This is a genomic window from Paraburkholderia sp. A3BS-1L, from assembly GCF_051125215.1.
Taxonomy (GTDB): domain Bacteria; phylum Pseudomonadota; class Gammaproteobacteria; order Burkholderiales; family Burkholderiaceae; genus Paraburkholderia.
Genome location: NZ_CP120444.1, coordinates 1 through 12790, shown reverse-complemented (window position 1 = coordinate 12790; position 12790 = coordinate 1). Strand labels below are relative to the sequence as shown.

General features: G+C 62.5%; 6 protein-coding genes. 5 read left to right on the top strand and 1 reads right to left on the bottom strand.

Annotation, left to right across the window (positions count from 1 at the left end; translation table 11 throughout):
- Nucleotides 1-47: 47 nt before the first annotated feature.
- Complete coding sequence (locus P5W99_RS25150) at nt 48-1571, top strand: PLP-dependent aminotransferase family protein (protein WP_421027605.1); 1524 nt, start codon at nt 48-50, stop codon at nt 1569-1571.
- Nucleotides 1572-1861: 290 nt separating this feature from the next.
- Here the strand turns inward: P5W99_RS25150 and P5W99_RS25145 are convergent, their stop codons facing one another.
- Entirely contained in the window at nt 1862-2101 is a 240-nt protein-coding gene (locus tag P5W99_RS25145; RefSeq protein WP_421027604.1) for a hypothetical protein, read from the bottom strand.
- A gap of 1389 nt (nt 2102-3490) precedes the next feature.
- Between P5W99_RS25145 and P5W99_RS25140 the strand changes: the two genes are divergently transcribed.
- The 4 genes from P5W99_RS25140 (at nt 3491) to P5W99_RS25125 (ending at nt 12788) form a co-directional block, all read left to right on the top strand.
- Nucleotides 3491-7144 (top strand): hypothetical protein, encoded by a 3654-nt coding sequence (locus tag P5W99_RS25140; protein WP_434664852.1) that lies wholly within the window; start codon nt 3491-3493, stop codon nt 7142-7144.
- A gap of 103 nt (nt 7145-7247) precedes the next feature.
- Nucleotides 7248-8375 (top strand): hypothetical protein, encoded by a 1128-nt coding sequence (locus tag P5W99_RS25135; protein WP_421027602.1) that lies wholly within the window; start codon nt 7248-7250, stop codon nt 8373-8375.
- Between the two features lie 45 nt (nt 8376-8420).
- Nucleotides 8421-9479 carry a hypothetical protein gene (locus tag P5W99_RS25130; RefSeq protein ID WP_421027601.1) on the top strand — a complete coding sequence of 353 codons (1059 nt, stop codon included), beginning with the start codon at nt 8421-8423 and terminating at the stop codon, nt 9477-9479.
- Nucleotides 9480-10079: 600 nt separating this feature from the next.
- Entirely contained in the window at nt 10080-12788 is a 2709-nt protein-coding gene (locus P5W99_RS25125; protein ID WP_434664850.1) for a type VI secretion system Vgr family protein, read from the top strand.
- Nucleotides 12789-12790 lie beyond the last annotated feature (2 nt).

Below are 12790 nucleotides of genomic sequence, written 5' to 3'. Positions count from 1 at the left end.
TTCGACCAGGCCAAGTCATTTCCGAGCTCCTTGCCAGCAAGACAGTCATGCCCGCGCCGCCCGCCACCTTCACCATCGATATCGATCGCCAGCAGCACTCGCCGATCTACCTGCAGATCTGCGAGCGCTTCAGAACGGCGATCGCTGCCGGGCACCTGCGTCCCGGCGACCGCGTGCCCGCCCTGCGCAGCCTCGCCACCCAGCTGAATACGGCGCGCGGCACGGTCGAACTGGCCTACACGATCCTGGTCGACGAGGGCTACCTGCAAATGCGCGGTGCGGCAGGCACCTTCGTGTCACCGTCGCTGCCGGCGTCGGTCACGCGGCATGCGCAGGTCGCGAGGGAGTCGAACGGCAGCCAAAACACGAAGGGAAAGGCCGCGCCGGAAGCACCGGCCGACGTGCGCGGCGCGCCCGTGGCGCCGCGCACGCTTGCCATCGCTGCCGCCATGAGCGGCGAGCCACGACCGTTGCAGCCCGGGTTGCCGGCACTCGACGCGTTTCCCATCAAGGTATGGAATCGTCTTGTTTCACATCGCGCGCGCAGCGGCGAGCGCGCGATGTTCGCGTACCCCGATCCGGCGGGATACCGGCCCCTGCGCGAGCACATCGCCACCTATCTCGGGTTGTCTCGCGGGGTGACCTGCCTGCCGGAGCAGGTGTTCGTGACCGGCGGCTATCGTGCGACGCTCGAACTCGTATTGCGCAGTCTCGCCCGCCCGAACGATCGCGTATGGTTCGAAGATCCGGGCTATCTGCTCGCGCGCGGTTTTCTGGCCGAGACCGGCGTTCAGCTCATAGCGGTACCGGCGGATGATGAAGGCATCGACGTCGAACGCGGCAAACGCCTGGACGCGCAGGCGCGCTTCGCGCTGGTCACGCCGTCGCATCAGAGCCCGCTCGGGCGCACGCTGTCTCTCGCGAGGCGCATGGCGCTGCTGGACTGGGCAGAGCAGGCATCGAGCTGGATCATCGAAGACGATTACGACAGCGAGTTCCGTTATCTCGGCCGTCCTTTGCCGGCGCTGAAAAGCCTCGACCGGCACGATCATGTGATCTATTGCGGCACGTTCAGCAAGGTGATGTTTCCCGGTTTGCGGCTGGCGTATGCGGTGGTGCCGGAGCGGGCCGTCGAGCGCGTCGCCAGGGTGGCGTACAGCATGAATGCCGGATCGCCGACGCTGTTCCAGGCAGCGTTGGCGGATTTCGTCGAGCGGGGGCATTTTGCAAGGCATCTGAAGCGCATGCGTGCGTTGTACGGGCAGCGGCGCGTGCTGATCGTGCGCGCTCTCGAGCAGGCTTTCGGCGAACGGCTGACTGTCGAATTGCCGCCGGGGGGCATCCAGTTCGCGGTGCGCTTCGCCGAAGGCCCTGATGGTCCGGTCGACGACGTCGCCGTTGCTGCGCGCGCACGCGAGGCGGGGCTCGCGGTGCTGCCGCTTTCGATCTGGTACGCGAATGGCCGTACGCAACACACACCGCGCGGCCTTGTAATGGGCTTCGCGAACGTCGCCGATGCGGGTGAGGCCGCCCGGCTCGCGCAGACGTTGCGCGAGTGTCTTGAGGAGTGACGCAGATGCCGGCCTCGCTTCACTTGACTCGACACGCCCGATTCGCTGCTGCCAGCATTCGACATATCCGCCAGTTGCCTCGCAGGGAAATTCGATCAACTCAAGCACAGCGGTTCGCGCCGTCCGCGGCGTGGAACGCACGGCAGTGCGATGGACGCGCCAAGGCGCCGGACGCGCTGCAGCTGTAAGCGGTGGATCGCTTCACCGAACGGCCATACGGACTCCGCCCCCGACGCTGAGCGCACAGGCCGGGGGGGCAATCATGCCCGGTGGCGGCTCAACGACCCGTTTCAGGTATCGCCCCGGCTGTGCTCTCGCTGTTCATGGCGTTGCACCTCCCACGTGTCCAGTTCGAGCAGCAGGGCGTCGATCGCGCATAACTGCGCTTTCGTGACGTGCCCCGAGTCGAGCAGCCGGTAGAGCCGCTGGCGCCAGTACCCGGCAGGCAGGATGGACGCGCCGGCGTCCCTCCAATCTGAGGACCGCACCGCGCGGGTGATGTGTGCAATTTCCTGGTCGAGCAATGTCATCGTGGTGCCCCTCCCTTAGGGTTACCAATGGCTTGTCGATGCCTTCGTCACCGCACTGCTCTCGCCTCACAGGCGATCGCCAGCGCGCTCGCGCGGCATGACAGCTCTTTTTCCTGACGCTCAGATGCCTCTCGAATATTTCGTTCGAACGAGCACCTCCTCAAGACGGACCGTCGCCTATGTGCACGAGGCTCCGGCATGATCGCGTGGCGCTGCCGGCAAGCCTGGGTCGCCGGGTCAGGCATTGTCCGGACGGCAAATTCCAAACGAGGGCTTCTCGGCGCCCCTTCGGCTCATACAGGCGTTTCAGGCAGCGTCGATTGATACCTCAGTCGCAGCCGCGGCTGTCATGAACCTGATCACCGGAAATCCTCAGGCAATTGAGAAGAGTATAGGCATAGCATTTCATCTGACAAGGCAAGCCACCCCCAAAGGTGTCACCGGCCTCGAACGGTTACGCTTTTTGCTGGACTTCGAGTATGTGATCGGCCCGCGAGCTCATCGGCGCAACGCTGGGACACCCAGAAACGGACCGGCGCGGCGACCACTAGCTGCACCTGACAGGAAAGCGAAGAAGGCGGGGGGAGACTGGTAGCGTGGCTGCCGCCGGTTCATTCCCTGAGGTGCTTCCTTCATGTATTCCGATTCGATTCGATGGCCGCCTGCCGCCATCAAATTGGCCATAGACCACTCTAGACGTTAACTCAACCTGCTAACTCCAACAGCTATTTGCATATTCCCTCTGAGGATTAGATTACGCAGCAGGTGTCGTTTTGACTGGACAAGGAGAAGCGATGAACCTGCCATTCCATTACCCCCACCCTCCTTAGTGCGCCGCGATTCCCCCATGCCATTGAGGCAGATGATTGCAAACAATTGCGGGCGCTGCTTATCCGGTTAGACCACACAGCAATACGATGATCGATTCACCATATTCAAAATTGCGAAGCTCGAACGTGGCTTATCCGGCGACGGCCTTTTCGTCACGCGTCGTTCAGCTATCGGCGTAAGCGGGCCGTGCCTGAAAGCTGTCAGTTGGGATCTTCCGGGTGCTTCGCGGCTCATTTTTGTTAGCAATCCATATTAAATCAATTAAGCGGATGAAATGCCCATAGCGGTATTGCCGTCTTGTGTGCGGGAAGAATTCCGACAAGGCCGGCACTTGACGAAGTATTGAAGAAACAAGAACAGCCGATGCACGGGTAACGGTTTTGTCACGCCGACCTGAGGCACTTAGACCAAGACATCCATTTCGTTTGCTCCGCCATGCTCTGGCGGATCTCGAAACCATCGGGGAGCACGGGGGCTTCATGCCTTTCCGGGTCTGCCCGACCACTTCAACAGGAGTTGTCAGCCATGACCCAGAAACCTCCCAGCATCAGGACGCCTGTGGCGCAAGCCGTGGCCAGGCCCTACGCCCGGTCAACCGGCGCTGCTTCGCCCCGCCTCGAGACCGAAACGAAATTCATGCAGCAATACCGGATCGCTGCGGCTGTACACGGCGGAGGAGACATTGTCGCCGTACGCAACGGCAACGGTCGGGTCGAAGCCTTCACCGTCGGCACCGACGGTACCGTCTGGAATTTTTTCCCTGACCCGGCGAGCGACACCGGCTACAGCGCAATAAGCACGGGCCTGGCCGCGCGCTGGGTGGTGGCAGGCCTGAATTCCGCGGGACGTATCGTGCTATTTGCGGCAAACAATCTGAACCTGAACTACGTCGTCGAGACCAGCAAGACAGGATCCGACCGCTGGTCAAGCGTGATGACCGCCACCTTGCCGCTGCCCGTCAACGCGACGGCCATCGCCGGCCTGTATGCCGCGCAGATAGCAGGCAAGCTCTATGTGGCTGCGCTCACCAAATTCCAGAGCGCGTCCCCCGGCAGCTCCTATTCCCTGGCGACGTCCATCTGGGATCAAAAACCAGGCGTATTCCAGTCCACTTCCGTGACCCTGTCTTCGCTCAATTGCGTCTGGTCCGGTTCATCAGCCAGTACCGCCGAATTCACGGTGCTCGATACGGTATTCCTCGGCTATAACGTCTCGACGCAGCAGGTCAAGCGCTATCCGTTCGCGGCCACATTCAAGTCCATTGCCGTCGCGACGAGCCTCGACCCCGCCGGCAACAACAGGTATTTCAGTGTGCTGTCCGACGGCAACCTTTACCAGATGGTGGGCGGCTCGGGCGGCCTCCCCTATAGCTGGGCTCAGGTGACCCAAAGCATGAGCTTTCGGGACGTGCAAAGCGCCGTGTCCGCGTCCGGGCAGATCGAACTCTTCACGCTCGACACCGGCGCGCGGCTATGTCATTTCGCGCCGGATCAGCAATCGGCCACGGGATGGTCCAACACCATGGCGATCCAGACGGGCGTGGCGTTGCTGGGGGTTACCCAACTCGACCAGGGAAACATCGAAGCCTTCACGGTAGGAACGACCCAGGCCACGCTCAGCCACCTGATCAAGGAGCAGGACAGCGGCAACTGGCAGATTTCGCCTCTGGAGGTGCCAACCTCGGGGCAGGTCGAGGAATTCATCTCCTACTCCACCGACCTGATGGTCTATGACGCCGCCGGCGCGCCATTGCCCAACGCCCCTGTACAGGTTTGGGCTTCGTCGCAAACCCAGATCGTCGTCAACGGCGCGAGCTACACCGTGGATGCCCATACGCCCGCCAACCTCACCTGTTCGCCCGGCGGCACCCTGAGCATCACGCAAGGCACAGGCATGCTCGGCATTCCCGCGCTGCAGATCAATCTGGTCAACCTGATGCCGTCGGGGCAAGCGATCGCACTCGAACAATACGCCGGGGTACAGGAGCAACTCGCCACGGTCAGCGGCACCGACCTGATGAACGCACGCACGGCCGATGGGCAGTACCTACTGCAAGACCAGTACCGCACCGTCGAACAGACCAATGAACTGGCATCGGCCTTCAACCAGTGCATGGCGATCACGCAGTCCGCTTATGTGAAGCGCGCGTTGCAGACGCCGGTTCTCGGGGCGGCGCCCAAGGTGGGTGTGTCATGTGTCGATGCCGACAGAACCACCGACCTCACCCGTTTGGGCGCGGCGACCCAAGCCCGGCATTGGCAGCTCGAATTCAGCGCTGGGAAGCCCAAATTCCGCACGATGACGGCCGAGCAGGCCGAACACCTGATCCACGAAAAACGTGCCCGGCACGTGTTGACCACGCAAGCAGCGGGTGGCATCCTGGACTGGTTCGGCAGCATCGGCGATTTCGTCGAAGGGGTGGTCAGCGGCATCGTGAACGTTGTCGACACCATCATCACCACGGTCGGCAGCGCCGTCAAAGCGGCCATCACCTTCGTGGTCAACGGCGTGCAGTACCTCTTCGAGACCGTGGTGCAGTTCGTGCAGGATGCCTTCGACCTTGTCGAAGTGTTCTTTGCCCAGGTGAAGGTGATCTTCGAGCAGATCTTCGAATGGCTTGGCTTCGTGTTCTCCTGGCCGGACATCCTGCGCACCCACGATGCGCTTTACTACACGCTGGAGCAATTCCTCGACTTCCTTCCCGGCGCGGTCGGCGGCATCCAGACCAGGTTCGACCAGGGCATCGCCCAGGTCAAGGACCAGATAAGCGCCATCTTCGACCAGTTGGTCAACAGCGTAGGCGGGACGTCGACGCTGGGCGGCTACACCGACTCGAAAACGCCGACAGCGCCGGTCTACAGCTCCGGCAACGCCAACAACATCGTGCTCAACGCCACCGTGGAAAACTCGCCCGCGGCGAAGCAAACCACGGTGGTGCCGCCATCCAACACCGGCCCATGGGACATCCTGACCCAGCAGATCCAGAACCTGGCAACTTCGGTGCAGAACGATCCGGCGTTCAATGATGCCCTCGCGTACATGAACAACCTGGGCGGCAGTCCGGACCAGATCTTCAGCCAGTTGCTCAGCGCGCTGTTGCGCGTCATGCAGGGTCTCGCCAACGCCATGCTTTCGGGCGTTCAGGCCGTCGTCGATGGGGTGCTGCAACTGGTGCAGACGTTCCTGAGCTCGCTCAAGGACCTGTTCACCGCCGACTGGAACATCCCCTTCGTGACCCAGTTCTACGGCTGGCTGACCAATGGATCGCAACTGAGCCTCGGTGACCTGTTCGCACTCGTGCTCGCGATTCCCTCGACCATCATCTACAAGGCAATCTACGGCAAGGCACCCTTCCCCGACCAGGCGAGCGTGGACAGCTTCAAGGCTTCTTTCAGCGCGCAAACGATGCTGGCCAACTCCGGCCTCGCGCCGACCAGCGCAACGGGCAAAGCCGTATCGGTCAAGGCAACCCGGGCACAGGCCACGCCCGCCGCGGAAAGTACGCCGAACGCCGCGCAAGAGCTCATGGGCATTGCCTCCGTGGTCTCCATGGCAACCTATGCCTTTATCTCCGCCGCCCTCGATGTACGGCCGACCACCGGGACAGGCGTGGTGGACCCGCTGACCAAGACGCTCACGAAGTTCGCCCTGGGCGGCGAGATTGTCGCGCAGGCCGCTGCCTGCCCGTGGATCTTTTCGTCCGGCGGACCGGACTGCGCAACAGCGGAGGGCGCAGGCAAGTGGATGTACATCTACACCTCCCTGGGTGTGGTGCTGGATTCGGCCTTCACGATCTACGACGAGGCCTTCCCCGAGAACAACGACACCATTTGGGGCATTGTGCTGGCCTCGCTCTATGGCGTGGGTCACGCGGTGGTCACCGGTGTCACTTTCACCAAGATGTCGGGCTATTCGCAGGCCGGCAACATCGTGATGCTCATCCCCGAGATCGGCAAGTTGCTCAAGCTGCCGGCTGTCGAAACCGCCACCAGTGGGATCTCGCTGGTCGTGATCGCAGCGGCGGATGCGCTATGCCTCACGTCTGCCGGCATCCTGGGCTTCGTCGATCTGAACAGCTCGAGCAACGCGTCACTTCGCGTAGCCGCCGTGCCTGGCGCCGTGCCTCGCCTCGGACTCGACGCCATGCTGACGGCCACGCGCGACCCCGCACCCGGCGCTGTGCCCGAAGCCGTGCCGGCGCTCGCCGTCTGATCCAGTTGAACCAGAGATGCCGGCAACCGTCGGCATCTCTGCCCGCGCCTCGTAACCATCGCTATCCACCGACTTTCTCACCCCTCCCAACAAGGAGACCGTCATGCTCGTTCGTATACCTAAGAGCTCCGCTTTCGTGAGCCGCACGCCTGTGGGCCTGCCTCTGGTGCTGGTCCAGGGCACGAGTGAATTCAACGGGACCTACCTGCGGCCCAATTCGGGCAACACCGGAACCGTTCCTGCCGGCGGGCCATACTCCGCCTCGCCGGACATCTGGTTCGCCGGCAGCACGCCCATCGCGAACTATCAAACAGCGCTCGCCACTGACGCGAGCTACGCCACGTCGTCGAACAACAACATCTACTCAGGCCAGACCAACATCCTCTACGTGCGCGGCAAGAACGGCGCCACCGCGAACAGGACCAACACGGTGCAGCTGTACTACGCCCCCTCCGGCATCATCAATGCACCGAGCCAGTGGCAGAACAACGTCATCAAGACGGACACCGGAGGCACCTACGGCAACATCGCCAACCTGGCTCCCGGCACCGTGGGCGTGTGCGATGCGACCTTCGTGTGGACCAATGTCGCCCCTCCCCCTCCGGGCAGCGACCACTACTGCGTGTTCGCCCAGTTCAACGACGCCAACAACAGCAATCCCTTCCCGAGCGTCGATACCGCATTGGACATGGGCGCCCTGATCATGAACAATCTGGGCTGGGGATGGCGCAACACGTCGATGATCTCGGCCACGCCGACCTGGCAGTACACGACGCCGCTAAACATTCCGAGCGACTATCCCACCACCAATAGCTATTCCATCTTCATCGCGCCCACGGGCTACGTGGGCTGGGATGCGGAGTTCTACAGCAGCCGCCCGGACTCCCAGGGCAATCCGATCAAGCTCGGCCGCACGAAGGTCACGCAGGACGGCATTTTGCTGGGCGTGGCATCCGCCGTTCTGGAGCCCGGCTACCAGTCACTCATGACGGTCAACATGTACAGCCCCGACGGCCGCGGTCCGGCGCCGGGGGCTCGTGTGCCGATGTCGGTCAATTACGTGGCCGGTGCGCAGAGCTATCTCGAAGCCATCTCGCGCAACCTCATCGATACCGAATTCATGTTGCGACTGCGCCGCAGCTGCCCTGAGCTAGTAGCGGTGGAGCCCACCGCCTGGATCATTCAGGGCACCTACAACTGGCAAGTCACGAACAACCCGGCCATCAAGTGACGGCCCCGGCGATTTTCGTCGCCCCCCAGAGCAAGGAGATACTCCATGAGCACAGCATTTGCGCACGACGCAGCGCCGGCGCTGCCGGGAACCGCATCGACCTACGATGGCCTGTACCTGCGGGACAACCTCAAGTCGCAGGGCACGCTTCCGGCCGTAGCGCCGTTCAACGCCTGCCCCGACATCATTCAGAGCAGCATGCCGGTTGCAGATCCTCAGAAGACATTCGGCACGGTCAGCAGCTGGAACACGATCTACCCGACCTCTCCCGCGCCTGGCAAAAACTACTACTACGTGCGCGGCCTGAACGGCTCGTCTGAAGACTTCGAAGGCCAGATCAGCCTGTTCTGGACTCCTGCACAGTTGATCCTGTTTCCTTCGACCTGGAAGAACAACCCACTGTTGACCGCATCGGGCAGTGAAGGCGTAAAGGTGCAGGCAGCGCCGGGCTTCGTCGGCGTGGGCAACGACGGCTTCGTGCTCGACACCGGCACCGTGTCACTGTCCAACCCGAACGCCTTCTACAGCTTCGTCGCCCAGAACAATGCAGCGCCCATCCCCACCATCAGCAGCTGGCTGGAAATGTCTCAACTGCTGACCCAGCAACTGGGCATCGGGTTTCGCAACATGATGACCTTTGACCCGGTCACCGGCCCCCTGCTCGCCCGGATGGGATTCAACATTCCCATGAGCGTCGGAGAATCCGCGACGTTGCAGCTCACGATATCCACCCAGGGCATCCCGGCTGGCGACACCATCGGCCTGATCGGCGACTGCTTCACTCCGGAGATGAAGTCCATCCTGCTGCAGCCGATCAAGACCACTGGCAACAGCTACGTGGCCGGCATCCAGTTCGACGTGGACCCTGGCTTCAATTCGTCCGTCGCACTCCAGTACTGGAATACATCGGGTCTGGTGCCTGCAGCGGGCAGCACCCTTACCCTGAGCGTGAACTACGTGGTGCCGCAAGAAAAATATGCTCGAGCGCTGACGCTTGGCGTGCTCGACTCGCGGTATGCGCAAGCTGCGCCGACGGTAGGTGTCGGGCCCCAACAGATCGCACCGGTTGGCCAGGTGACGTTCGTTGTGGCTGCTTCGACCTGAACAATGGTCCCTGAGCGTCTTTTCGACACGCCACTCGCGGCAGCGGGAGGCGTGCCTTTCAAATAATGCAATCACTGTTATGCGCGCCCCACGCCACGCCGCGTGCATCGGAAAAAACGCGCACGCGCGTGACCGCGTGCGGCTCTATGCCCGCAAGGTGGGCGCTCGCGAATGCGGGTGCATCGGTGTCGGTTCGTCGAGCATCAAAAGGCGTGGATGATTCACTCGTGGCATATACAATCCGACCGATGCCAGGTATAGCCGATCCAACTAACAATTGATCGAAATGCGAGTCGCCAACGCGAAGAATCGTGGGCACTCATTTGCGGCCCCCCCGTTCCCCCCGTACTCCAATCGCGCTCCCACTATTGCGGGATTCCTGCGTCGGATCAATAACGATTAATGCCTGGCGTGATAACGTCTCCCGCCAATTGACGCCCTCATAACCCCTGCTCGATCGCATTGGCAAAAAATCCCGTTTTTGCTGCTTTCGCAGGATTTCAATCTTAAGAATCCGGCTTTAAAACGCGCATTATTTCATCGCTCAATCCGGATTTCCATTCTGCACAACTGAATTATTGATAATCCGGTGAACAGACCGTGAACCACCCAGCCTTCCCACGCGTTTTCTCCGGCGCCCTGCCTTCTCAGGACCACCGCCCGTTCCGGCTACATTGGCGCCGTTCGCAAAAGGATCTGGCTGGTCTGCTGCTTATCCAGCGCCTCGATATTCGCGAGAATCTGTGCGGCGGCATCGAAGGACGCATTTCCTGCATCTCCACCACGATCGGCGCACCGCTATCGATGTTTCTCGGCCAGCCGCTGACGATCCAGATGGTTACCGACCGGAGAGCATTGCATTCAATCTGCGCAATCGTCACCGATGCCCTCGAGGGGGAATCCGATGGATCGCTCGCGACGTATCAACTAGTGATCCGTGACGCGCTGTCGATCATGGAACGGCGCATCAATACGCGCATATTTCGTGGCAAAAGCGTCATCGATATTTTCCATACGCTCGTGCAGGAATGGCGACGTAGAAGCTCGACACTGGGCGCAAGCTTCGATCTGGATATGTCTGGTCTCGATGCATCAAAATATCCCGTGCGCGAGCAAACGCTCCAGTTCGATGAAAGCGATGCGGATTTTATCCGCCGTCTGTGCCGCCGCGAAGGCATCGCCTGGTTTATCCGCGCGGGCGACGGTCGCAACAGCACCGATCTCGCGAAGCAGCCCTTCCACACGCTCGTACTGTTCGACAACGCGATCTCGCTCCAGCGGGCGAGCGTGGGCGGCGTTCCCTACCGTCCCGACGCGGCAACCGGAAAGCGCGATTCGATCACGCTCCTCGCGATGAATCGCCAGCTCGTCGCGGGCTCGATCCGGCGGGCAAGCTGGGACCTCAAACGTAGCAGGGTCGACCAGTTGGACGCGCCTACGCGAGTCGACCAGGGGCCGGCAGGCAATGATCTCGCGGCCCTGCTGTCCGACGCACGGATCGATTCGCCACATTGTGCCGATACATCGAAAGACTATGAGCGCCTCGGCATCGCGCGGCTGCTCGCCCACGGCGCGCGCTCGACAAGCGTCAGCGGCGCGAGCGGCGCGCGTGACCTTGAAGTCGGATTCTGGATCCAGGTGACGGGGCACCCGGAACTGGACGCGTTGCCCGAGCCGCAACGCCGCATCGTTATCACTTCGCTGCACCATGTCGGCGAGAACAACATGCCGAAGGCACTGAATGAGCGGGCGCAGGCATTGTTCGAGGCCAATCGCTGGCAGGCGGCTCACGCGCCGCTGTCGGTCGACACGCCGGCACGACCGACGGCATTCGATGGCTCGTCGCCGAGCCGCTACGAAAACACGTTCAGCGGCGTCCCGCAGGGCACGCCACTCACGCCCGCGTACGATCCGCGCATCGACCTGCCGCGCGTGTATCCGGTCACCGGAAAGGTCATGACGCCGGATGGCGAGCAGGTCTACACCGACGAGTACGGCAGGCACAAGGTGCAGATCCAGGGGCTCGACGCGGCAGACCACGCGCACGCCAAAGGCGCGGGCACCAGCGACACCGATTCGGACAGTGCATGGGTGCGCGCGCTGTCGAATTGGGCGGGAGACAATCTCGGCCATCAGACGCCGCTGCGCGCCGGCATGGAAGTCCTGCTGGACTTCGCCAACGGCGACCCGGACAAGATGTACATCGCCGGCGTGTTCAGCAACAGCGACAACATGCCGGCGACCTTCAGCCGGAAGGGTGCGCTGCCTGGCAACCGGTATCTATCGGGCATGCGCTCGCGCGAGATCAATGGCGCGCAGTTGAGCAGCCAGCACGGGACGTCCGAACTCAATCTGGGCTATCTCACGCAGCCGCGCGAGAACGGGCAAGGCGCCAACCGTGGCGAGGGCGCGGAACTGCGCACGGACGCCGCAGCAGCACTGCGGGCCGCACATGGCATCCTGCTGACGACGTACGCACGCGGCCAGGCGAGCGGCAATCAGCTCGATCGCGACGAACTCATCCAGCTGCTGGGCGAGTGCACGGAGCTGTTCAAGTCGCTGGGCGACTACGCGGGGCAGCACGGCAGCCAGGCGATGGACACCGCGGGGCAAGGCGCGCTGGCGTCGGCGTTCAAAGGCTGGCAGGCCTCGGGCGGTCAGCCGCTGATGGCGCTCGGCGCCGAGGCCGGCTTCGTGAACGTGACGCCGAAAACGCATGTGACCTATGCGGGCGAGAACATCGATCAGGTGGCGCAGCAGCACGTTCAGGTGAGCAGTGGGCAGCGCATCAATCTGCAGGCGGGCCATGGGGTTGCACTGTTCGCGCAGGCCAACGACATCTCGGCGCTAGCCAATCAAGGCAAGGTGAGATTGCAGAGCCAGGGCGACGACACGCAAGTCGATTCCGCGAAGAACGTTCAGTTGACCGCCGCTGGCGGCAAGCTCACCGGCGCCGCGAGCGATGAGGTGTTGCTGGTCACCTCGGGCGGCGCTTACCTGAAGCTGCACGACGGCGACATCGAACTCGGCGGTCCGGGCACGTTCACGGTCAAGGCCGCCGGGCACAGGTGGAGCGGCCCCGCGAGCATGAGCGCCGATATGCCGAAGTTCGATCATGCGCCGCTGGGACGCGTGCCGAAGCTTGTGCGCGCAACGGACGATCAGGCGGCGAGCGGCTTCGACGCCGAGGTCAGGAAGGCCTCCGGCGACTTGCTGAACCAGAAGACGGATAGCGCAGGCAGGCTTACGCCGCTCAGCGGCAACCAGTTCGAGCAACTGGCGGTGCAATTCATCAAGAAGAGCGTTTGAAC

Coding starts and splice junctions, on each gene's coding strand:
- P5W99_RS25150 (WP_421027605.1), top strand. CDS start 48: ATGCCCGCGCCGCCCGCCACCTTCACCATCGATATCGATCGCCAGCAG.
- P5W99_RS25145 (WP_421027604.1), bottom strand. CDS start 2,101: ATGACATTGCTCGACCAGGAAATTGCACACATCACCCGCGCGGTGCGG.
- P5W99_RS25135 (WP_421027602.1), top strand. CDS start 7,248: ATGCTCGTTCGTATACCTAAGAGCTCCGCTTTCGTGAGCCGCACGCCT.
- P5W99_RS25130 (WP_421027601.1), top strand. CDS start 8,421: ATGAGCACAGCATTTGCGCACGACGCAGCGCCGGCGCTGCCGGGAACC.